This window comes from Bradyrhizobium sp. CCBAU 21365, from assembly GCF_015291305.1.
Lineage (GTDB): Bacteria > Pseudomonadota > Alphaproteobacteria > Rhizobiales > Xanthobacteraceae > Bradyrhizobium > Bradyrhizobium elkanii.
In genome coordinates, this window is sequence record NZ_CP030036.1 from 1519751 (window position 1) to 1539893 (window position 20143).

22 protein-coding genes, 1 tRNA gene and 1 pseudogene are annotated in these 20143 nt (G+C 65.0%); 12 read left to right on the top strand and 12 right to left on the bottom strand.

Annotated elements, in window-relative coordinates:
* Positions 1–380: 380 nt before the first annotated feature.
* Positions 381–647, top strand: coding sequence for a helix-turn-helix domain-containing protein (locus XI02_RS46255; protein ID WP_370143982.1), 267 nt, complete (start codon positions 381–383; stop codon positions 645–647).
* Positions 648–675: 28 nt separating this feature from the next.
* On the opposite strand, the gene XI02_RS07135 is transcribed toward XI02_RS46255, so the two are convergent.
* Positions 676–2046 carry a site-specific integrase gene (locus XI02_RS07135; protein WP_172648702.1) on the bottom strand — a complete coding sequence of 457 codons (1371 nt, stop codon included), beginning with the start codon at positions 2044–2046 and terminating at the stop codon, positions 676–678.
* A 210-nt stretch (positions 2047–2256) separates the two neighbouring features.
* Positions 2257–2341: transfer RNA gene (locus XI02_RS07140), tRNA-Leu, on the bottom strand.
* A 523-nt stretch (positions 2342–2864) separates the two neighbouring features.
* Here XI02_RS07140 and XI02_RS07145 point away from each other — a divergent pair.
* Positions 2865–3437, top strand: a complete 573-nt coding sequence (locus XI02_RS07145; protein ID WP_244980794.1) for a disulfide bond formation protein B — start codon at positions 2865–2867, stop codon at positions 3435–3437.
* A gap of 178 nt (positions 3438–3615) precedes the next feature.
* Here XI02_RS07145 and XI02_RS07150 read toward each other — a convergent pair whose 3' ends face one another.
* Both XI02_RS07150 and XI02_RS07155 read right to left on the bottom strand, forming a co-directional pair.
* The gene (locus XI02_RS07150; protein ID WP_016844891.1) at positions 3616–4701 is read right to left on the bottom strand and encodes an AbrB family transcriptional regulator; all 1086 of its coding nucleotides are present in this window, start codon (positions 4699–4701) and stop codon (positions 3616–3618) included.
* Between the two features lie 456 nt (positions 4702–5157).
* Positions 5158–5442: a PsiF family protein gene (locus XI02_RS07155; RefSeq protein WP_172648700.1), complete on the bottom strand. Its 285-nt coding sequence runs from the start codon at positions 5440–5442 to the stop codon at positions 5158–5160.
* Between the two features lie 222 nt (positions 5443–5664).
* Here XI02_RS07155 and XI02_RS07160 point away from each other — a divergent pair, with 222 nt between their 5' ends.
* Positions 5665–6150 carry a hypothetical protein gene (locus XI02_RS07160; RefSeq protein ID WP_018269666.1) on the top strand — a complete coding sequence of 162 codons (486 nt, stop codon included), beginning with the start codon at positions 5665–5667 and terminating at the stop codon, positions 6148–6150.
* A 78-nt stretch (positions 6151–6228) separates the two neighbouring features.
* On the opposite strand, the gene XI02_RS07165 is transcribed toward XI02_RS07160, so the two are convergent.
* Positions 6229–6786, bottom strand: a complete 558-nt coding sequence (locus XI02_RS07165; RefSeq protein ID WP_069275886.1) for a TetR/AcrR family transcriptional regulator — start codon at positions 6784–6786, stop codon at positions 6229–6231.
* Positions 6787–6990: 204 nt separating this feature from the next.
* On the opposite strand from XI02_RS07165, the gene XI02_RS07170 reads away from it, so the two are divergent.
* Together XI02_RS07170 and XI02_RS07175 are read left to right on the top strand one after the other, a co-directional pair.
* Positions 6991–7425 carry a thioesterase family protein gene (locus XI02_RS07170; protein WP_069275887.1) on the top strand — a complete coding sequence of 145 codons (435 nt, stop codon included), beginning with the start codon at positions 6991–6993 and terminating at the stop codon, positions 7423–7425.
* Positions 7426–7430: 5 nt separating this feature from the next.
* Complete coding sequence (locus XI02_RS07175) at positions 7431–7877, top strand: PaaI family thioesterase (RefSeq protein ID WP_172649260.1); 447 nt, start codon at positions 7431–7433, stop codon at positions 7875–7877.
* 183 nt (positions 7878–8060) lie between these two features.
* On the opposite strand, the gene XI02_RS07180 is transcribed toward XI02_RS07175, so the two are convergent.
* Positions 8061–9350 (bottom strand): IS4 family transposase, encoded by a 1290-nt coding sequence (locus XI02_RS07180; RefSeq protein WP_018269112.1) that lies wholly within the window; start codon positions 9348–9350, stop codon positions 8061–8063.
* A 356-nt stretch (positions 9351–9706) separates the two neighbouring features.
* Here XI02_RS07180 and XI02_RS07185 point away from each other — a divergent pair, with 356 nt between their 5' ends.
* The 4 genes from XI02_RS07185 (at position 9707) to XI02_RS07200 (ending at position 12501) form a co-directional block, all read left to right on the top strand.
* Positions 9707–10093, top strand: coding sequence for a CidA/LrgA family protein (locus XI02_RS07185; protein ID WP_172648699.1), 387 nt, complete (start codon positions 9707–9709; stop codon positions 10091–10093).
* A complete protein-coding gene (locus tag XI02_RS07190; protein ID WP_069275888.1) occupies positions 10090–10812 on the top strand; it encodes an LrgB family protein in 723 nt (240 codons plus the stop codon). Before XI02_RS07185 ends, XI02_RS07190 begins: the two co-directional genes overlap by 4 nt.
* A 237-nt stretch (positions 10813–11049) precedes the next feature.
* Positions 11050–11787: a sulfite exporter TauE/SafE family protein gene (locus XI02_RS07195; RefSeq protein WP_016841534.1), complete on the top strand. Its 738-nt coding sequence runs from the start codon at positions 11050–11052 to the stop codon at positions 11785–11787.
* Between the two features lie 36 nt (positions 11788–11823).
* On the top strand, positions 11824–12501 hold the full coding sequence (locus XI02_RS07200) for a DsbA family protein (RefSeq protein WP_069275889.1): 678 nt from the start codon (positions 11824–11826) through the stop codon (positions 12499–12501).
* 77 nt (positions 12502–12578) lie between these two features.
* Here the strand turns inward: XI02_RS07200 and XI02_RS07205 are convergent, their stop codons facing one another.
* A complete protein-coding gene (locus XI02_RS07205) occupies positions 12579–12785 on the bottom strand; it encodes a hypothetical protein (RefSeq protein ID WP_016841536.1) in 207 nt (68 codons plus the stop codon).
* Between the two features lie 63 nt (positions 12786–12848).
* Positions 12849–13736, bottom strand: a complete 888-nt coding sequence (locus XI02_RS07210; RefSeq protein WP_069275890.1) for a LysR family transcriptional regulator — start codon at positions 13734–13736, stop codon at positions 12849–12851.
* Between the two features lie 121 nt (positions 13737–13857).
* Here XI02_RS07210 and XI02_RS07215 point away from each other — a divergent pair, with 121 nt between their 5' ends.
* Together XI02_RS07215 and XI02_RS07220 are read left to right on the top strand one after the other, a co-directional pair.
* Positions 13858–14598 carry an SDR family oxidoreductase gene (locus XI02_RS07215; RefSeq protein ID WP_016841538.1) on the top strand — a complete coding sequence of 247 codons (741 nt, stop codon included), beginning with the start codon at positions 13858–13860 and terminating at the stop codon, positions 14596–14598.
* 56 nt (positions 14599–14654) lie between these two features.
* Positions 14655–14885: pseudogene (locus XI02_RS07220) on the top strand (SDR family NAD(P)-dependent oxidoreductase); the annotation flags it as partial.
* A 98-nt stretch (positions 14886–14983) separates the two neighbouring features.
* Here the strand turns inward: XI02_RS07220 and XI02_RS07225 are convergent.
* The 3 genes from XI02_RS07225 to XI02_RS07235 all read right to left on the bottom strand — a co-directional run bounded on the left by XI02_RS07225 (position 14984) and on the right by XI02_RS07235 (position 18721).
* Positions 14984–16066 carry a phospholipase gene (locus XI02_RS07225; RefSeq protein ID WP_172648697.1) on the bottom strand — a complete coding sequence of 361 codons (1083 nt, stop codon included), beginning with the start codon at positions 16064–16066 and terminating at the stop codon, positions 14984–14986.
* A 24-nt stretch (positions 16067–16090) separates the two neighbouring features.
* Positions 16091–17062, bottom strand: coding sequence for a S1C family serine protease (locus tag XI02_RS07230; RefSeq protein WP_172648696.1), 972 nt, complete (start codon positions 17060–17062; stop codon positions 16091–16093).
* Positions 17063–17206: 144 nt separating this feature from the next.
* Positions 17207–18721 (bottom strand): AMP-binding protein, encoded by a 1515-nt coding sequence (locus tag XI02_RS07235; RefSeq protein WP_172648695.1) that lies wholly within the window; start codon positions 18719–18721, stop codon positions 17207–17209.
* A gap of 322 nt (positions 18722–19043) precedes the next feature.
* Here XI02_RS07235 and XI02_RS07240 point away from each other — a divergent pair, with 322 nt between their 5' ends.
* A complete protein-coding gene (locus XI02_RS07240; RefSeq protein WP_069275896.1) occupies positions 19044–19364 on the top strand; it encodes a PilZ domain-containing protein in 321 nt (106 codons plus the stop codon).
* Between the two features lie 114 nt (positions 19365–19478).
* On the opposite strand, the gene XI02_RS07245 is transcribed toward XI02_RS07240, so the two are convergent.
* On the bottom strand, positions 19479–19865 hold the full coding sequence (locus XI02_RS07245) for a hypothetical protein (protein ID WP_141713256.1): 387 nt from the start codon (positions 19863–19865) through the stop codon (positions 19479–19481).
* Positions 19866–20143 lie beyond the last annotated feature (278 nt).

Consider the following 20143-nt stretch of genomic DNA (forward strand, 5'->3'; position numbering starts at 1 on the left):
CTCCGAGGACAAAAGGAGATCCGATTACCCGCTGCTGATGGTCGCTGGTGGGCCCGGCAGGACTCGAACCTGCAACCAGACCGTTATGAGCGGTTGCGCTGACGCGACCTGGAAATATTCTCGCGCATCGATCCTGTCACTCGCTCCCGCGCTCCCAAACTCGAGAATAGGCGGGCAGCTAATGGAGCGCGTACTGTTCACGCCTTATTGAATAGCTTCACCACGTGCGCCAAAGCTTGCCGGAGCTTGATGTGCATATGGCCTAACTCGATTGAAATTGCCGAAGATCAGTTCGCGAATATTAAGAGCTGTTGATGTGTCTTCGTCGTTGCGTTTTGTATCATCCGATCAGTCTCCAGACGCTGCAACTAGGAGAGACTATGACGGATGGGCCACCTGAGGAGGACGGACGAAGACCGACTGGAAGTTCGTTTTCGCCTGCGAATGATCGCGACGGGAATGTGGTTCCATTTCGCGAGCGACTCAGCTGCACGGTGGACGAAGCTTGCGCGGTAACGGGCTTGGGACGCACAAAGCTTTATGAGCTGATAGGATCAGGCCAGCTTATCACGACTACCATCGGGCGGCGGCGCTTGGTGATAGTACGATCGCTTCTCGAACTTGTAGACCGAACTATTTCGGCCTGACCAAACCTCAATCAGCCGCACAATTGAGTCAACGCTGAGCTCCTTCCTTGATCGGCACCACCTTCTTGGGATCGAGCCATTGGTCGATTCGATCAGCCCAATGCTGCATCAGCTTCGAGCGCGAGCCGATCAGCGCAAGTGGTCCGTGCTTCTTGTAGAGACCTTCCACAGTGGAGTTATCGAGATGCGCGAGTTGCAGCTCCACGACGTCGCCGTCCCATGCCTTGGCGTCCTTGATCTCTTCGTGGTGAGACAGAGTCGAGAAAGTGGTTCTGAACCCGTGGGCACAATGGTCCGTCTTGGTGTCAATGCCAAGCAGCCGCAAGCGCTTGTTGAGCGTGTTGTTTGATAGCGGCGCATCCTTCGAGCAGGAAAATGCATATCGGCGATGGCCGGTCAACTTCTGAACGCTCCGCAGGATTGCGAGTGCCTGCCGTGACAAAGGCACGACATGGTCCCAGCCGGTCTTCATCTTGGCGGCTGGAACAGTCCAGCGTTTTGTATCCCAATCGACCTCGCTCCATTCCATTTCATTGACCATGCCGGGGCGGGGAATGGTCAGCGCATCGAAGCGTAAAGCAAGGCCAACAACGTCACCAAATCTCGCTCTTGTCCACGGTGCGCTGATGAGCTTGAAGACGCGCGTCACGTCACGTGGTTCGGTGACGCCGGGACGTGGCGTTGATATGTTGGCAATCATCTGCCCATTCAGGTTGCGGAATGGGTTGTAGCCGTCGCCTTCGACATCGGCATAATTGCAGATTTGCTCACCAATGCTCCGCACGCGGTCGCGGGTTTCAAGCTTCCCGTCAGCTTCGTATGAACGCATGAACGCGAGCACGTCCGGACGCTTGATGTCCTGCCTGCACAGCTTGCCGAAGCGATTTTTGACATAGCCGACGCGCAGCTCGAGCACCTCGATGGTCTTGGGGTCGCGCACCGCTACAATCCTGCCGCGTTTGACTTTCTCCACCTTTTTCTTCGCGAGCCACTCGTCGGCCCATTGCTCGAAAGGCCGGGCCGCCGCCTGCCTGTGCTTGTCGAGCTGCTTCTCGGTGCTCGGGTCTTTGCCTTCTTTGAGTTGGTCCTTGGCCTTGTCGCGCTCGCGCCGCGCGTCGGCAAGAGAGAACGTGCCGTCGCGGCCATTGCCGTAAGGGCCGATGGAGTAGGTTTTCTGGCGGCCGTGGAAGCGGTAGCCCATCCGCCAGAGCTTGGAAGCGGCGCTGCCGGGCCTGCTCGCGTCCGGCGTGACGAAGAGATAGAGGCCGCCGCCGGTCACGTCGGAAATCTTGGTCGGACTCCACGCGCCTCCGCCGAATTTCGGTCGGGCAACGCGGCAGTCGACGTCGGTCCTGATCTGCTTTGGATTTGCGTCCACGCCGTCGTTCTTGCGGGCCATCTGCTCAATTCCTTAGTTAGGAACAACGGAAGTCGCCGTGAACATCTGTTCTCTCGATACCAACAGAAATACCAACAAATCGAGCGGCTGGCATCGGATGAGAACAAACGGTGACGAACACCGAGCTATGCAGAAGTGCCTATTTTTCAAGGGTTTGAAGCGCTACGCGGACGGCTGCGAACACTTAGGAACGGAGGCGAACAACGTGGTTGGTGCCCCTGGCCGGAATCGAACCAGCACTCCTTGCGGAACTCGATTTTGAGTCGAGCGCGTCTACCAGTTCCGCCACAGGGGCATTCGCAATGGTCCCGACCGGGAAGGCCGGGGTCGCGAAGCGCGGCGGACTATAGCGGGCGGCCCGTCACGGTCAACCCGCGCGGACGGGATGTCCCGCGCCCCGGCAGCGGAATTTCCGGGGTGATCCCAGGGACGACGCAACGCCGTCGCCCGTCCGCATGGCGGTCACGGAAGAGTTTGCCCGGCGGCGGCCTCCGCTGCCACCGTCCCCAAGCCTAGCCACGGCTGCGGCAACCTACTTCTAGGCGGAGGCGCGAGCGTAACGGTATTGTCCGGTTCGTCGATCTCGATGACGCACATGAACGCAGGCTGCTCAATCCGAGTCTTCTCTTTTCCGATGAGTTGCAGGCGGCGATGACCCAGTGGGGCCTGCGCGTTCCCACGCATCATCGACTGAACGCGATCTGACCGCGGCGGACGGCGGCCGTCACGGTCAACCCGCGCGGAAGTGATTGTCCCGCGCCTCGACAGCGGTATTTTCACGCGATACGACCGCAATCGACGATCTTGGAGCAGGGCCCATGACCCTCCCGAACGATGCCCGCAGGAGGACCGACGTGACGATTGCCACTGCCCATCCGTCGCATGCTTCCGCCGCCGGCAATCCGGCGCTGACCTCGGCGCTGGCGATTGCGGTGATCGCGGCGGCGACCCTGGCCGGCGCCTGGTTCTTCCAGCTCGTGCTGGAGATCATGCCCTGTCCGCTCTGCCTCGAGCAGCGCTATGCCTATTACCTTGCGGTGCCGCTCGGCGCCCTGGTGGCGCTCGCGGCCGCCCGCGGCGCGCCGCGTCCGGTGCTGCTCGCGGGCCTCGTGATCCTCGGCCTCGCCGCGCTCGCCAATGCCGGGCTCGGCAGCTATCACGCCGGTGTCGAATGGGGGTTCTGGCCGGGACCGACCGATTGCACCGGCCCGATGGTGGATTTCGGCAAGGCCGGCTCGCTGTTGGACCAGCTCGACAAGGTCAAGGTGGTCCGCTGCGACGAGGTGCAGTGGCGCTTCCTCGGCATTTCGCTGGCCGGCTACAACGTGCTGATCTCGCTCGTGATGGCCGCGATCGCCGGTTGGGGCGTGGCGAAGGCCGTGAGAGCCTGAGGTCGAAAGGCACGCTTCCCGTGATCCGTCATGCCCGCGCAAAGGCTTCGCCTTTGTCGCCGGAGGAGGCCGCCTTGCGGCCGTCTCGAAGCATGCACGGCCACCAGCGGGGCCGTTGATCCTTCGAGACGCGCTTCGCGCTCCTCAGGATGACGGGATCAACAGATTCGCCGTCGAGTTAATCGTCGACGTCGTCCTGCGGCCGGCCGAACAGATGGATGATGCCCGGCGTCGAGATGGTGACGAACAGGAAGCGCGACAGATGATGCGCGCCGACGAAGATCGGGTCGATGTGCAGCGTCAACGCCAGCGCCAGCATCGCGTCCATCGCGCCGGGGGCAAAGGCGACCACGACGTCGGCGAGCCGCACATGGGTGGTGAAGCCGATCACCGCGACGAACACGGCCGAGATCAGGATGGCAATCGCAAACGAGCCGAGCCCGGCATTGACATGACTGAGCAGGGTCGAGGTTTTCATCCGCGCGAAGCGGGTGCCGATGATGGCGCCGATGCCGACCAGCGCGACATTGCGCAGCCAGGGCGGCAGGCCGCCATCGACCAGCCCGGAGCCGTGCAGCAGGCTGGAGGCGAGCATCGCGCCGAACATCCAGCTGGCGGGGAATTTGATCCAGCGCAGCAGCAGCGAGACGCCGATCGATAGGGCGACCAGCGCGACGAGGCCGAACGGCGAGGCGACCGAGGTCGGCAATGGCGGTGGTGCGGCATGCGTCACCCCGGTCAGCGCCAGCACCAGCGGCAGCGCCGCGGTCAGGATGATGACGCGCATGGTCTGCACCACGGCGATCGCCGCGACGTCGGCGCCCTTTTCCGCGGCCAGGATCGTGATCTGCGACAGCGCGCCGGGGCTGCCGGCGAGGAAGGCCGAGGTCTGGTCCCAGCCATGGATGCGTTGCAGATAGAGGCTCGAGCCGAAGGTCGAGCAGAACGTCGCCAGTGCCAGCAGGCCGATGGTGAGCGGATAGGAGCTCATGTGCTGCAGCAATTGCTGCGACATCAGCGATCCCAGAGAGATGCCGAGCAGCAGCAGCACCGACTGCGTCAGCACCGCCGGCACCGCGAGCGGCCGTCCGGCCAATGCGGCGATCGCGACCGCGACCATCGCTCCCGAGATCAGGCCGCCCGGCAATTCTGCCCACAGAAACAGCAAGCCGCCGACGGTGCCGATGACGAGGGTCTCGAGCCCGTTCAGGACTTTGCTGCGGTCGGGAATGGCCGTTGCCATCGAAGCGCGGATCAGGGTCACGCCGCCTTATGGCAAATTCGCGTGAACGCGACAAATGCATCTCGCGATTGCAGCATTGCGCCGGAAAACGCGACGAATCCTGCTTCACCCTCCCCTGGAGGGGGAGGGTCGCTTCGCATGAAGCGAAGCGAATGCGAGGCGGGGTGGGGTGATCTCTCAGCACGGGCAGCACCCGATGCGCGAGAGCGTCACCCCACCCCGCCAAGCATCTTGCTTCGCGCGATGCTTGCCGACCCTCCCCCTCCAGGGCAGGGCTATCGCATGTGCGCTCGATCCCTCCACCGACTCGTCATGCCCGGCCTTGTGCCGGGCATCCACGTCTTGGTTTCCGCGCGGAAAAGACGTGGATGGCCGGGACAAGCCCGGCCATGACGATGTGGAAATAGCGCCGCCAAGCTTTTCGCTGCCATATGCGATTGCCCTGCCCTCCAGGGGAGGGTGGCCAGAGCGTGCGTATTACTTCGTCGCCGCGGGCGCAGCGGCGGCGCCGCCGCCCGACTTCTCCTTCTTGCACTCGGAGCGGAATTTCTTGCGCTCCTTGCCGTGCAGGCCCTTGGCGTCGGCTTCCTTCGAGCATTCCAGCGATTCGGCGGTGCGCGGCTTCTTCTCGGCCGGCGCCTTGGTCTCGGCCTTCGGAGCGGCGTCCTTGGCGGCGGGCGCGGCCGTTTGCGCGAAAGCGCCGCCCATCAGCAGCAGGGAGGCAAGGGCGGTTGCGGACGCGAGCGTGGAAATCGTCTTCATGGGGCACCTCGTGAGGGAAAGAGGGCCGAAACGTCGCGCGACGATGCTGAACCGTGGATGAACATGCAGCGGTCCCGCCGCCACAATATTTTAACGCGCAGGCGCGCTGGTGCGTTGTCGCAAGTCGGGGTTGCGCTAGGATAATGGTCTTACGCCAATGCCCCCCAAGGGAAACCAACCAAGGGAAACCAAGGGGAAACCAGGGATGACGGGAGACCAGGGATGACCATTCAGACCAGATTGTTGTGCGTGATTGCGGTGTCGGGCTTTGCAGCCTTTGCGGCGAGCGCGCCGGCGCAGGCCCTGACCGCGCAGGAATGCAGCGCCAAGTACCAGGCGGCCAAGTCGGCCGGCACCCTCGGCGGCCAGAAGTGGAATGATTTCCGCAAGGCGCAGTGCGGCGCCGACGCGACCCCGGCCGCAGCGCCCGCCGCTCCGCCGCCGGCAGCCGCCGCGCCCGCTCCGGCCGCGCCGAAGGAAGCCAAGCAGGCGCCCGCCGCGGCACCGGCGGCGCCGTCAGGACCCGCCGTGTTTCCGAACGCCATCGATCCCAAATACGCCAAGGAGTCCGAAGGCAAGGGACGCATGCACACCTGCGTCGACCAGTACAATGCCAACAAGGCCACCGGCGGCAATGGCGGCCTGAAGTGGATCCAGAAGGGCGGCGGCTATTACAGCGAATGCAACAAGCGCCTGAAGGGCGCCTGAGTCGGCCTCCGGGTTCGGCGAGCGGCCGGCGTTAGCCGGCCGCTTTCCGTTTGCACCGGCTCTATTGGCTGCTGCCCTTTACTGCTTTTCCGCCAGCAGCTTGTCCGCCGACTGCGCCAGCAATTGCGCGCGCTTGCGCGGGCCGCGCTCGAGGAACAGCAGGCTCTGGCCGAAGATGAAGCAGTAGAACAGGAAGGCCTGCGCATCGGCCTCTTCAGTCGGCAGCCCGGTGGCGCGATAGAGCTGGGCGACATTCTTCAGCCGCGCGGCATCGACGCTCGCGGCGGCGGCGGCAGCGGCCTCATCGGTGCGCGCCCATTGCCGGATCGCGAGCTCGACCGCCATCGCCTCGGTGTTCATGCGCTCCGAATACAGCGTGATGATCGCCTTCAGCCGCTCGCGCGCGCTGGCGCCGTCGAGCGCGGTCTGCTTCTCGATCGATGCGATGCGGCCGTCGCGCCAGCGCGTCAGCATGGCCTCGAGCAGCGCGGCGCGATCCCTGAAGCGGCGGTAGAAGCCGCCCTTGGTGACGCCGAGATTCTTCGCCAGCACCTCGACCCGTACGCCGTCGACCCCGCTATGCGCGAGTTCGGCAAAGCCCGCCGCGACCCAGACGTCGCCCTTGCTTTCAGTCATGTGATCTCCGCGTACCTGGTGCGCGATCGGATCGTTATCGCGCACTAGTCGCTTGTTTGAGCATGATCTCCGCGCAAACGCGTTGCGTTTGTCGCGAGGGAAAACCGCTTCGCACTTTTCCGGATCATGCTTTGATACGGTACCGTATTGCTAGCCTGCCTCGATCTTGATACGCTACCGTATCAGCAATCGAGGAGCGGCAGGATGGAAGGCGAGGCGACCTATCGCGGCACGGTCTATCCCTGGCACTGCGACCACATCGGCCACATGAACGTCATGTGGTATGTCGGCAAGTTCGATGAGGCGAGCTGGAACATGTTCGCGCGGCTCGGCCTGACGCCGAGCCATCTGCGCGAGTCCGGCCGCGGCATGGCCGCCGTGCAGCAGAACATCTCCTACAAGCGCGAACTGCTCGCCGGCGACCTCGTCGAGGTCAAGAGCCGGCTGGTCGAGTTCCGCGACAAGTCGATCCGCATCCTGCACGAGATGCGCAATGCGGAGACCGGCGAAATTGCCGCGACCTGCGAGATCGCGGCCGTGCATATCGATCGCGCCGCGCGCAAGGCGGCGCCGTTTGCGCCGGCGATCCGCTACGCCGCGATGCCGCATCTCGTCCCGTCAGAACCCGTGAGTGCGTGACCGCGATGCCCCGCTTCGAGCCGAAGAATCCCGATTATCACGCGGTCGCGACTGATACGTTCGCGCGCCAGCGCGCGATGCAGACGCTTGGTATCTCGATCGCGCGCATGGAGCCCGGTGAAGTCGATCTCGCGATGCCCTATGCACCGGAATTCTGCCAGCAGAACGGCTTCGTGCATGCCGGGATCATCACCGCGGGCCTCGACAATGCCTGCGGCATCGCCGCCTTCACGCTGATGCCCGAAGGCTCCGACATCCTCACGGTGGAGTTCAAGACCAACCTCTTGGCGCCGGCCCGCGGCGAGCGGTTCGTGTTCCGCGGCGTCGTGGTCAAGCCCGGCCGCACGCTGACGGTCTGCGACGGCCGAGCCTATGCGATCCAGGACGGCGTCGAGACGCTGGTCGCGACCATGAGCGGCACGCTGATGGCGCTGCAGCGGCGGGAAGGGTAGAAGCCTAACTCTGCGCGCGTTGCTTTCGCAGGGACGACGATTGTGAATGCAGGTCGCGCCACACACCCAGTGTCGTCCTGGCGAAGGCCAGGACCCATTACCCCGAATCTCAATTGTTGCGCTTGCTGGGGCCGCGATCCCGGTCATCACCGAATGCGGTGGTTATGGGTCCCTGCTTTCGCACTAGGGCATGCACATATCTCTGAGGCTCCATCCTGCTGCGACGGCCAGGAAGTATTCGAGGCCATTTTTGAAGGTGATGGGGCCTGGAGGTTTAGACGACGGGTAGCCGTCCCAACCGCCAAGGCGGCCGATGATCCAGGCTGCCCAGGTGAGGCTGTCGGGCGGATGTGGGTTTTTCAGTCGCTTGCTCCTGGCCTCGAGTTGCCGGTTGAGGGCGGCAAGCGCGTTGATCTCGTTGTCGTTGAAGGCAACGCGAATGGGCTGCTGACCGCCATCGCGCGCTTGCAGAAGCTGGATGGTGATGACGGCTGCCTTGGCGGCGATAGCGACCAGTTTGAGGAGACGATCGGCGGTTCCGATCTGGCTGTCTTCGAGCTTGAGGCCTTGCGTCTTCAGGACGCGGAAGAACTGCTCGATGATCCAGCGCTGCTTGTACCATTCGACGATACGCCAGGCGTCGTCGACGGTGGCGATCTCGTGAGAGGTGATCAGACGCCAGTGCAGCGGCTCTGCGCCGGGCCCGGCATTGATCTCGCACACGTCGACCACCGCCAGCGGCAAGCTTTTCGGCAAATGGCGCAGGAACTTGCTCTGCGGGCGGGCAAGCTCGATTGCGCCAAAGCGGAGTTCGAGATGGGCCTGACGTGCCGGTCGCGCCGCGCGCGCAGGCAGTTGGATCGCCCTCCGATCCACCACAGGCATGGCGTCGGTGGCCTCATACAGGCCGGTGCGGTCGGCAAGCTTGCGATCATGCATGCTGCGCGCGATGACATGGAAGTGCTGCTCGGCCGAGCTGGCATAAAGGGCAAAGATATCGCTCTCGCGATCACCGAGGACCGTCACCGTTCCGGCAGCGGTGAGCAGCGGCTTGGCCGCAATGGCGGTGGATATCCAGCGTTGCGATTCCTTGTCAGACAAGTCACGTGCGTCATGCGTCGTGGTGCGACGCCCCTGGCGCGTCCATACCTGCCCACTCAAAAGTCCAAGACAGCTGCCATCGTCGGCATCCACGGCCAGCAGCGGATGCAGCAGCACGCCGTGGTTATTGCCCTTGCCGATTTCGCCGAGCCCGCGCCGGCGTTGCGGCGTGGTGTTGAAGTGGATCTCGCTGGTGTCCTGGATCGCCAGCACATGGCGGCCCTCTACCGCGGCAACCGTGCTGTCGCCCCAGCTTTCGATGATCCGCTCCGCCGTCACCTTGTCGTGGCCGAGAAAGCGGTTGAACCGCACCTCCAGCGCACGATCACCCCTGGAAAGCCGCCGCAGGCAGACCGTCTTGCCCGCAACCATGCGTTCGACGAGCGCCGCCCCCCTTTATCGAGACGACGATCCCCGAACCGTCCTAACGTCCAGTCAATTCGTAACAACACCCGACACCCCCGTCCAACCTGGAGCGTCGCAATAGAAATCACACGGATCGCCGATTCTGGAATCCCCTGTCTCCATCCCGAGTCAATCCGCCGCACCAAATACGTGCATGCTCTAGTGCTTTCGCAGGGACGACAAGCGGGGATGATGGTCTGAGAAGGTGTGACGGATTTGAAAGCAGCGGCGCCCAAGATCTGCGCACGCATCCAAGACCGGCGCATTGACAAGCCATCGCCACACCGACCTGATAGGCGGATGTGTCGCGTGAGCTTCCTGCCATGATCGCCAGCCTCAGCCTGATCCTGCTCTGCCAGCTGGTCGGCGAGGTCGCCGTGCGCGCGCTGGCGGTACCGGTGCCGGGCCCGGTGGTCGGCCTCGTGCTGCTGCTGTTGCTGCTGTTGGCGCGCGACCGCTTTCCGGCGCTGGCGCGCGGGCCGCTCGGCGATGACGGCGTCGAGAGCGCGAGTCGCGGCGTGCTCGCCAATCTCTCGCTGCTGTTCATCCCGGCCGGCGTCGGCGTGGTGCAGAAGCTCGATCTGCTCGCCGAGCACGGCATCGCCGTCCTGGTGATCCTCGCGGTGTCGGTCATCGTCACCCTGCTGGCGACGGTTGCGACCTTCGTTGCGGCGAGCAGCCTGCTTTCGCGCGAGGAGGAGCGGCCGTGAGCGACAATCCGTTCTCGCTCTGGGTCTACCTCTCGCAGTCGCCGCTGCTCTGGCTGACGGTGACGCTGTTGACCTATGCGGTGGCCGACGCGGTGTCGCTGAAGACAAGGCGGCACCCGCTCGCCAATCCCGTGCTGCATTCGGTATGGATCATCGGCGTGTTCCTGCTGCTGACCGGGACCACCTACACCACCTATTTTGCCGGCGCGCAGTTCGTGCACTTCCTGCTCGGGCCGGCGACGGTGGCGCTCGCGGTGCCGCTCTACGAGAACCGCAGGCGGGTCGCGGCGGCGATCCTGCCGATGCTGGTTGCGCTCGCGATCGGCTCGCTGACGGCGATCGTCTCGGTGGTGCTGCTGGCGCAGGCGTTCGGGCTGCCGCGCGACGTCATCCTGTCGCTGGCGCCGAAATCGGTCACGGCCGGCGTTGCGATGGGCATCAGCGAATCCCTGCATGCCGATCCCTCGCTGACCGCGGTGTCGGTGATCCTCACCGGCATCATGGGAGCGATCATCGTCACGCCCCTGATGAACTTCACCGGCATCACCGACTTTCGCGCCCGCGGCTTTGCGGCGGGCATCGCCGCCCATGGCATCGGCACCGCGCGCGCCTTCCAGGTCGATGAGGTCGCCGGCGTGTTTGCCGGGATCGCGATGAGCCTGAATGCGCTGGTCACCTCGCTGCTGGTGCCGCTGGCTGTGACTTATCTGCTGCGCTGAGCATGATCCGGACCCGGAGGGCCGCGTTAGCGCAAAGTGGGAACCGGTTTTCCCTCGCGACAAACGCAACGCGTTTGCGCGGAGATCATGCTGACATAGAGAGTCCGGCTGCAGGGCAGTTTTGTGCTATTGGTATGGCGTTGAGCAGCAAATCCTTCTAGGGTCGCCGCCTCAAACGCGAGTCTGTTCCCCTTGGTGTTCTCCGCAACTCAAAGCGTGCTTGGGCTGGCATCGGGCATGCTGGTCGGTTTTTCGCTGGGCCTGGTCGGCGGCGGCGGCTCGATCCTTGCCGTGCCGCTGATGGTCTATGTGGTCGGCGTGCCGGAGCCGCATGTCGCGATCGGCACCTCGGCGATCGCGGTCGCCGCCAACGCCGCGGTCAATCTCTCCAACCACGCCCGTGGCGGCACCGTGATCTGGTCCTGCGCGCTGGTGTTCGCGCTGTCAGGCATGCTGGGCGCATTCGGCGGCTCGATCCTCGGCAAGATGCTGGAGGGGCAGAAGCTGCTCGCGCTGTTCTCGCTGGTGATGCTGGTGATCGCGGGCCTGATGCTGAAGAGCCGTGCGCGGGTCGGGCTGACCGACGTCAAGATCTCGATGTCCAACATGCCCGCGATCATCGGCCTCGGGCTTGCCACCGGAACCATGTCCGGCTTCTTCGGCATCGGCGGCGGCTTCCTGATCGTGCCGGCCCTGATGCTGGCGACCGGGATGCCGATCATGAACGCGGTCAGTTCCTCGCTGGTGGCCGTCACCGCCTTCGGCATGACCACGGCCCTGAGCTATGCGTGGTCCGGGCTGGTGTCGTGGGGCCTGGCGGGGCTATTCGTCGCCGGCGGCATCGCGGGCGGCCTGCTCGGCACACGCAGCGCCCGCCACCTGTCGGAACGGCGCGGCGCGCTGAATATCGTGTTTGCGACAGTGATTATCGTGGTCGCGATCTATATGCTGCTGCGTAACATCGATGTGTCCTGAACGTAGGAGGGCGAGGAGCCCTTGCGAAAGCCAGCCATGACCCAACTGACGAAATCGCCCCTGATCAACGCCGGTGCCACCCGCCGCGGCGCGCTCGGCCTGATCGGTGCCGGCATCGCGCTCATGGCCGCGGGCGCCGCGCGCGCCGAGGACGACAATGTCCTGACCGAGGAGCAGGTGCTGCGCGATCCGGACATTCCGGTGATCGGCAACCCCAAGGGCGACATCACCATCGTCGAATGGTTCGACTACAACTGCCCGTATTGCCGCAAGCTCGCGCCGGAGCTGCGCCAGGTGGTGCAGGACGACGGCAAGGTCCGCCTCGTGCTGAAGGATTGGCCGATCCTCGGGCCGGTCTCCAAGGTCGCGGCGCGGATGGCGCTGGCGGCGAAGTACCAGAACAAGTTCGACGTCGCGCATGAGGCGATGATCTCGGTCAATTCGCGCATCACCGAGCCGCGCATCGCCGAATTGCTCTCGGGCGCCGGCCTCGACATGGACCGGCTGAAGAAGGATCACGACGCCAACGCCAAGGCGATCGACGCGATCCTTTCGCGCAACAACGAGCAGGCGCTGGCATTCGGCTTCAACGGCACGCCGTCATTCATCGTCGGCAAGTACCGCGTGCCGGGCGTGCTCAGCATGGATCAGTTCGAGCAGGTGATCGCCGACGCCCGCAAGGCCAATATGGGCCGCAAGACCGAGCAGAATTGATCGCGCCTCCTGCGACGAAAATGGCCTCTCCGGCGCTGGAGAGGCCATCTGCTTTTGTGTCGGCTTGAAAACAATCGTTACTTCGCCGCGATCTTGTCCCACTGCTCGCGGGTGCGCGTCTTCAGCAGGTTCCAGTCATGCGCCGCGACGTCCCAATTGACGATGGTGCGCGTGTCCTGCGCCACCTCGCCATTGGCAACGCTCGATGTCCGCATGGAATCGTAGACATAGACGCCGCATATCAGCAGCAGCGCGCCCAAAATCATGCCGAAAAAGGTCCGCATCGCCTAATCCCTCCAGTGTCGGAAGCATAACGTTGTGGGGCTCGCTGTGGTTCCGGCGATCGATCAGCTTCGCGCGAACGCCCGCATCACGTAATCGATGAACACGCGCACGCGCGGCGACAGCTGGCGGTCGCGCGGATAGAGCAGGTTGACCGGCACCGATGGCGGCGGACATTGCTGCAGCACCGGGACCAGCGTTCCGTTGGCAAGATCGGTTTCGGCGTGGAAGCGCGGCACCTGCACGAGGCCGAGACCGAGTTTGGCGCTCGCCAGATAACTTTCGGGGCCGGTCACCGACATCGGCGCCGGCAGCGGAAACTGTTTCAGCACGCCGTCGATCACGAACTCCATCGGCCGCAGGCGTCCGGTCGTCAGCGAGCGAATGCCGATCATCCGATGGCCGTCGAGTGCGAACGGGTCGACCGGCGTGCCGAAGCGCGCAAGATAATCCGGCGTCGCGCAGGTCAACCGCTCCAGCATCGTGACCTGCCGCGCGATCATGTCGCTGTCGGGCAGCTTGCCGAAGCGCAGCACGCAGTCGACGCCTTCGCGGATCAGATCGACCCAGCGGTCGCTCTCGCTCATGTTGATCTCGATGTCGGGATATTCGGCGAGGAAGCCCGGCAGGTTCGGCAGCAGGAAGTGCCGCGCCAGCGTGCCCTGCACCTCGAGCCGCAGCAGTCCCTTCGGCCGCGCGCCGCCGAACGCGCCCTCGGCGTCCTCGAGGTCCGCGATCAGCGACAGGCAGCGGCGGTAGTGCGCCTCGCCGTCGAGCGTCGCGCGCACCGTGCGCGTGGTGCGCTCGAGCAGCCGCACGCCGAGCCGCGCCTCCAGCCCCTTCACCGCGTCCGTCACCGTCGAGCGCGGCAGCCCCAGATCCTCGGCGGCCAGCGAAAAGCTGCGCCGCTCGACCACCCGGGTGAACACGCGCATCGCGTCGAAACGGTCCATCTATTATCCGGATGTAACGAATAGTGATGCCAGAAGATGCATGATTATCCGGCATACGCCAAGGCATAGTGTCCTGCCATCGAACGCGGCGCGGCCGCCCAACCCTGATGGGAGACTGAAAATGACCAACCAAACCAACAAGGTGGCCCTGGTGACGGGCGCCTCGCGCGGGATCGGCGCGGCGGTCGCCGAACGCCTTGCCAGGGACGGCTTCACCGTCGTCATCAACTACTCCGGCGACGCCAAGTCCGCGCAGGCGGTGGCCGACAGGATCGAGGCCGCCGGCGGCCGGGCACTGACCGCGAAGGCCGATGTCAGCGATGCCAGCGCGGTGCGCGGCATGTTCGACGCGGCGGAAGCCGCCTTCGGCGGCGTCGACGTGCTGGTCAACAATGCCGGCATCATGAAGCTCGGCAAGATCGCCGACAGCGACGATGCCGCGTTCGACCAGCAGGTCGCGGTCAATCTGAAGGGCAGCTTCAACACCATGCGCGAAGCGGCGCGCCGGCTGCGCAACGGCGGACGCATCGTCAACTTTTCGACCAGCGTCGTCGGCACGAGGCTCGAGACCTACGGCATCTATGTCGCGACCAAGGCCGCGATCGAGTCGTTGACCGCGATCCTGTCCAAGGAATTGCGGGGCCGCGGCATCACGGTGAATGCGGTCGCGCCCGGGCCGACCGCGACCGATCTGTTCCTGCACGGCAAGTCGGACGAGCTGATCGACCGCTTCGCCAAGATGGTCCCGCTGGAGCGGCTCGGCACGCCCGACGACATCGCCTCTGTCGTGTCGTTCCTCGCCGGTCCCGACGGCTCCTGGATCAACGGCCAGACCTTGCGCGCCAATGGCGGCCTGGTCTGACGCCCGCACATCTCCAACCCAACGCGCATTCAACCGACTTCACAGGGATATTTGTCATGAAACAGGTCATCGTCATCACCGGCGCTTCGAGCGGCTTCGGCCGCCTCAACGCCAACGCGCTCGCCAGGGCCGGCCACACCGTCTACGCCTCGATGCGTCACACCACCGGCCGCAACGCCGCCGCGGTCGCCGATATCGAGGAGTTCGCGCGCGACAACAAGGTCGACCTGCGCTCGCTCGAGCTCGATGTGGGATCGCAGGCGTCGGTCGATGCGGCGATTGCGCAGAAGCGCGTCTCGGCCCCGATGCAGCCGCGCGGCCGCAGCCGGGCCGTCGACCCTTCGAGACGCGCTTCGCGCTCCTCAGGGTGACGGAAGAGATTTCCTCAGGTGTCGCCAGTAACTGCTCCATTCAGCCACTGCATGATCTCCGCATTGATCTCGCGCGGGTAGGTGTGGCTGAGATCGTCGATCTCCCGGTAAATCACCTTGGCGCCGGCGGCCGCTAGCAGGCCTTGGGTCTGCCGCGCGGTCTGCACCGGAAACATCCAGTCGAGCCGGCCATGGGTGATGAAGATCGGCAAGCCGCGCAGCCGCTCCGCGTCGGCCATCTCCGCCATCAGCGGATGGAAGGTCGCCGCAACCGGCGCCAGATGCGTGAAGCGCGAGGCGCCGTCGAGTCCGCTCACATAGCTGAAGGTGCCGCCGTCGCTCATGCCGGTCAGCAGCAGGCGCGTCTCGTCGATCGTCCAGCGCGCCCGCACCTGGTCGAGGATGCGGCTCAGATTCGGCGTGTCGGTGTCCTCGCCCATCAGTGCCCAGGTCTGGCCGGTCGCGGTCGGCGCCACCAGGATGGCGCCGCGGCTGCGCGCATCGCGCAGCCAGCTCCACAGGAAGCCGCGGCCGTTGCCGCTGCCGCCATGCAGCGCCATCACCAGCGGCCAGGCGCGATCGGGCGTGTAGTATTCCGGCACGTACATCGAGAAGCCGCCGCGGCTGCCCGGCTCGTTGCGCTCATGGAAGATGCCGGTGTCGGCGTTGGGCTTGGCCGCGAGCTTCGCCTGCAGCTCGGTGTTCTCGCGCAGATCGGGCGCGATGAAGAAACCGCTGACCGGCGGCAGCTCGGTCAAGGGATAGAGCGCCTCTTGCGCCCGCGGCAGATAGCGCAGCGCGCGGAACACGCTGACCAGGTCGCCTTCGCCGTTCTGCACCGCGCGCAGGCCCGCATAGCCGGACAGCGCCGGTTCGATCGCAGCTTCCAGCGCGGTCTTGATATGTGCGAATTTCTCCGGCCATGCGGCAAGCCGCGGCCGCACCGCCTGCAGCGCCTCCTCCGGCTCGCCGGCGATCTGCATCACCCGATCGAAGTCCGGCGGATTGAGGTTGCGCGCGACAAAGGACAGCGACTCCAGCGTCTGCAGCAGCGGCGGCAGCACGGCCACGATGTCGTCAACCACGGCCTCGCTCATCGCTGCTGCCTCTTCTGTTTTGTATTAGTGCAGCCGCGGCGCCTTCAACAGCTTCATGCGGTCGATCGAGGTCAGCGTGACGTCGAAGGTGACGCCCTCGTGATAGATGGTCAGCGGCACGTCGACGCCGGCCGCGCCGAGCGACCAGAGCTTGCGGTAGAAGCCGGTCTGGCTCGTCACCTTGTCGCCGTCGACCGCGAGGATCACGTCGCCGGTCTTCAGTTCGGCGCGCGCCGCGGGTCCCTTGCTGGCGACGCCGACCACCACGAGGCGATTGTCGATCTCGGTCGTGTACATGCCGAGCCACGGCCGTGCCGGCTTGTCGACCCGGCCGTACTTGCGCAAATCGTCCAGCACCGGATTGAGCAGATCGATCGGCACGATCATATTGACGTGCTCGGCGTGGCCCGAGCGCTCGCGTTCGAGCTGCAGCGAGCCGATGCCGATCAGCTCGCCGGCATTGTTGATCAGCCCGGTGCCGCCCCAGTTCGGATGCGACGGAGAGGTGAAGATCGCCTCGTCGAGCAGATACTCCCAGTAGCCGGCGAATTCCTGCTTCGCCGCGATCTGGCTTGCGACCGAGCGCGTGCGGCCGCCGGCGCCGCCGAGCACCACATTGTCGCCGACCTGGGTCGCCGCAGACGAGCCGATCCGCAGCGGCTCGAGATCGAGCCGGCCGAGCGCCTGCACCAGGCCGAAGCCGGATTCGAAATCGAAGCCGAGCGCGTGGCCCTCGACCGCGCGGCCGTCGCCGAGATGCAGCCACACCGTGGCGGCTTCGGTGATCAGATAGCCGATCGTCAGCACCAGCCCGTCGTCGATCAGGACACCATTGCCGGCGCGCTCGGTGCCGAGCGTCTCGGCGCTGAAAGCATCCGGCGGAATGATCGAATGCAACCCGACCACACTCATCAGCGCGCGATCGAGATCGTAACGGTAATCTTCGGGGCGAGGCTGAAAGGCCGCGGGCACTTTCCATTCGGTCGCGGAAGGCATCAAGGGATCTCCTGGCGTGCAGGGCGCTGGAACCTCAAGGTAGACCGAGGTTCTGCCGGCAGGGAAGATGGAATGATATACCTTGCAGGGCCGCCTGCACAGCTCATGTGGCGTGCAGACCTGCTCCTCGCAAGATGATTGAACCTATTCGGTTTTTACCGCACGCGCCGGCATGATGCGGAAGGCGCGGTTGTCCTTGATCCACGCGGCGCGCTCGTCGCGCAGCATGGTGCGGCGAACCTTTCCGGAATCGTCGCGCGGCGCGGTGCCGACGCGCTCGAAACTTTCCGGATGCTTATAGCGGCTGAGCCGGTCCTTCAGGAAATCGCCCATGCCGTCGGCGATCGCTTGTGCATCGGCGCTGTCGGCGAGCTCGAGGATTGCGTGCACGCGTTGGCCGAATTCCGGATCGGGCAGTCCGACCACGACGCAGGAGCGCACCTCGGGATGCTCGCTGACAGCGGCCTCGACCTCGGCCGGATAGATGTTGGCGCCGCCGCGCAGCACCATGTCGGCGAGCCGGTCGCCGAGATAGAGATAACCCTCTTCGTCGAGCCGGCCGATATCGCCGAGCGACTCCCAGCCATCCGGCCGCCGCTTCGGCGTTGCGCCGAGATAGTGATAGGTCGAGCCGGCGCCGTCGTTGGGCAGGAAATAGATTTCGCCGGTCTCGCCGGGCGCGACGTCGTTGCCGTCCTCGCCGATGATGCGCAGCTTTGCCGTCTCGCCGATCTTGCCGACCGAGCCCTTGTGCGCCATCCATTCGACGCCCGAGATCACGCAGGCGCCCTGCCGTTCGGTGCCGCCATAGAGCTCCCAGATCCGCTCGGGACCGAGCCATTCGATCCACTTCTCCTTCAGCCAGGGCGGCATCGGAGCCGCCATGTGAAACACGATCTTCAGGCTGGAGACGTCGTAGCGGTTGCGCACCTCCTCGGGCAGCGCCCAGATCCGGTGCATCATGGTCGGCACGAAATTCACCCACTGCACGCGCTCGCGCTCGATCAGCCGCAGCGTCTCCTCGGCGTCGAACTTCACCATGCCGGTGACCCTTCCGCCCCCGAACAGCGCAAAGTGCGAGAGGATGAACGGCGCATTGTGATAGAGCGGCCCGGGATTGAGCAGCGAGGTGTCGCGCGCAATGCCAAGCGTCGCCTCGGCCGTGGTCTCGATCACCGCGGGGTTGTGATCGAGGATCACCTTCGGCCGTCCCGTCGAGCCGCCGCTCGTCATCGCCTTCCAATAGCGCGCGACCGGCGCATCGAGCGGCTCCTCGGAGAATCCATCCGGCACGAAATTCACCGGCAGCGAATTCGGCGCATTCCAGTCGCCCTCGCCGCCGACCACCAGCGACGGTTTCAGAATCTCGAGCACCGCGGCGGCCTCGCCGCGCGGCAGCCGCCATGACAGCGAGGTCGGCGTCGCGCCGCATTTCCACACCGCGAAGGTCGTCTCGAAGAACGCGTTGCTGTTGGGCAGCCCGATCGCGACGAAGTCGCCGGGCTTGACGCCCTTGGCGGCGAAGGCGCGCGCCCGTGCATTGGCGCGGCGCTCGAGCTCGAGCCAGGTCAACGCATCCGCGCCATGACTGATGGCGATCGTATCCGCGGGCTTGCGTTCGGCATACCAGCGCGGCACGTCGGCGAGGGGGATCAGCATGGGTCGTTTCCGTCGGAAAAGGCGGCTTGAAGCGCTCTTGTTGCAGGGATGTGGTCAAGACCACGGCCGCCACTTCACCAAGAGTGCAGTCCCCGTGTCAAGCCGGCGGCTGCGCATGTGGCCGGTATCCCGCTGATGGAATTGCAGAATCCCCGTTCGCTAAAAGCCGGGTCAAGATTCCGGTAAAGTTCAAGCGATCGCGCTAAGCCGGACTTTACGGGGGGCCGGCATTGTGACCGCTGCGGTTCTGTGCCGGGCGCGTCGATCGACGTGCGCGGTGTGCAATGTCTTTCAATGACCAATGGCTTCAAGGACGGCGACGATGGCGAGCAATGGAGCACGGATCAAGGTCAGCCGCGAGCCGCGGCGCCAGCTCAACAATCGTGCGGCCTGGATCACGGTCGACGACGGCGCGACCGAGAGCCAATGCGCCGTGGTCGACATCTCGCCAGGCGGCGCCAAGATCACCACCGAGGTCGAGTTCGAGGTGAATGACCGCCTCGCGCTGACGCTGCTCGCCGATCACGCCAAGCGCTACCCTTGCGAGGTGGTCTGGCGTCGCGGCAAGACCTACGGGCTCAAATTCGTGACGGCCGAAGTCGAGCCGGTTGAACCGGCCGCGGAGCCGGCCGGCGCGGTCTAGCGCAGCGTTCATCAATCAATGTTCGAATGGACGTTCGGCGCAGACCATCGCCGATCGCATCGGCCGCGCGTTCAATGGCTCACGCGAGGACGTCCCGCGCTAGCGTGGCTCGCGTCATCGCCGCTGCGGGTTGTCGGCATTGCCGGTGGTGGTGCCGGTCGGGCCTCCCGGAAGCGCCGGTGCGGCGCTGCCGCCGCCGGTGCCGGAAGACGGTGCGACGCGCTGGCCGGACTGGGTCGGGAGCGCTGTGCCGCCGACGCCGTTCGACGGCGCGGCGCGGTCGCCCGGCCTGGGCGGCAGCGGGGTGCCGCCGGTGTTTTGCGCGAGAAGTTGGACCGGTGCGAGGATGAGGCCGGCGGCGACGACGATGGCGAATTTGGTCTTGAACATGCGCAGGTCCGAGATGGCGCGGTGAGGCTGGAGCGATGGGCACAGCCGCGACGGAGACGAGATATCCGCCAAGCCCGCGAGATTGCGATACCAGCATAACGTCAGCCGCATTTGATGCGTTCCCGGACGCCTCGCCAGCGAGGAAGCACATATCCGTGTAATGGAAGGTCTCGACCGATCGCGGCGACGCCTCGCCGGTCGTTGCAGATCCTTCGACATGAAGTTTGGACATTCATGTCGCGAGAATGCGGATGTGTGACTCACGGACCGCGCCACACACTCAATGTCGTCCTGGCGAAAGCCAGGACCCATTATCCCAAATCCCAATTGTTGCGCGATGCTGGGGCCACGATCCCGTCCAGGATCAAGTGCGGTGGCTATGAGTCCTG

Excerpts from the sequence above, each read along its gene's own strand:
- XI02_RS46255 (WP_370143982.1), top strand. The coding sequence starts at position 381 with ATGACGGATGGGCCACCTGAGGAGGACGGACGAAGACCGACTGGAAGT.
- XI02_RS07135 (WP_172648702.1), bottom strand. The coding sequence starts at position 2,046 with ATGGCCCGCAAGAACGACGGCGTGGACGCAAATCCAAAGCAGATCAGG.
- XI02_RS07145 (WP_244980794.1), top strand. The coding sequence starts at position 2,865 with ATGACCCTCCCGAACGATGCCCGCAGGAGGACCGACGTGACGATTGCC.
- XI02_RS07155 (WP_172648700.1), bottom strand. The coding sequence starts at position 5,442 with ATGAAGACGATTTCCACGCTCGCGTCCGCAACCGCCCTTGCCTCCCTG.
- XI02_RS07160 (WP_018269666.1), top strand. The coding sequence starts at position 5,665 with ATGACCATTCAGACCAGATTGTTGTGCGTGATTGCGGTGTCGGGCTTT.
- XI02_RS07165 (WP_069275886.1), bottom strand. The coding sequence starts at position 6,786 with ATGACTGAAAGCAAGGGCGACGTCTGGGTCGCGGCGGGCTTTGCCGAA.
- XI02_RS07170 (WP_069275887.1), top strand. The coding sequence starts at position 6,991 with ATGGAAGGCGAGGCGACCTATCGCGGCACGGTCTATCCCTGGCACTGC.
- XI02_RS07175 (WP_172649260.1), top strand. The coding sequence starts at position 7,431 with ATGCCCCGCTTCGAGCCGAAGAATCCCGATTATCACGCGGTCGCGACT.
- XI02_RS07180 (WP_018269112.1), bottom strand. The coding sequence starts at position 9,350 with ATGGTTGCGGGCAAGACGGTCTGCCTGCGGCGGCTTTCCAGGGGTGAT.
- XI02_RS07185 (WP_172648699.1), top strand. The coding sequence starts at position 9,707 with ATGATCGCCAGCCTCAGCCTGATCCTGCTCTGCCAGCTGGTCGGCGAG.
- XI02_RS07195 (WP_016841534.1), top strand. The coding sequence starts at position 11,050 with ATGCTGGTCGGTTTTTCGCTGGGCCTGGTCGGCGGCGGCGGCTCGATC.
- XI02_RS07200 (WP_069275889.1), top strand. The coding sequence starts at position 11,824 with ATGACCCAACTGACGAAATCGCCCCTGATCAACGCCGGTGCCACCCGC.
- XI02_RS07205 (WP_016841536.1), bottom strand. The coding sequence starts at position 12,785 with ATGCGGACCTTTTTCGGCATGATTTTGGGCGCGCTGCTGCTGATATGC.
- XI02_RS07210 (WP_069275890.1), bottom strand. The coding sequence starts at position 13,736 with ATGGACCGTTTCGACGCGATGCGCGTGTTCACCCGGGTGGTCGAGCGG.
- XI02_RS07215 (WP_016841538.1), top strand. The coding sequence starts at position 13,858 with ATGACCAACCAAACCAACAAGGTGGCCCTGGTGACGGGCGCCTCGCGC.
- XI02_RS07225 (WP_172648697.1), bottom strand. The coding sequence starts at position 16,066 with ATGAGCGAGGCCGTGGTTGACGACATCGTGGCCGTGCTGCCGCCGCTG.
- XI02_RS07230 (WP_172648696.1), bottom strand. The coding sequence starts at position 17,062 with ATGCCTTCCGCGACCGAATGGAAAGTGCCCGCGGCCTTTCAGCCTCGC.
- XI02_RS07235 (WP_172648695.1), bottom strand. The coding sequence starts at position 18,721 with ATGCTGATCCCCCTCGCCGACGTGCCGCGCTGGTATGCCGAACGCAAG.
- XI02_RS07240 (WP_069275896.1), top strand. The coding sequence starts at position 19,044 with ATGGCGAGCAATGGAGCACGGATCAAGGTCAGCCGCGAGCCGCGGCGC.
- XI02_RS07245 (WP_141713256.1), bottom strand. The coding sequence starts at position 19,865 with ATGCGGCTGACGTTATGCTGGTATCGCAATCTCGCGGGCTTGGCGGAT.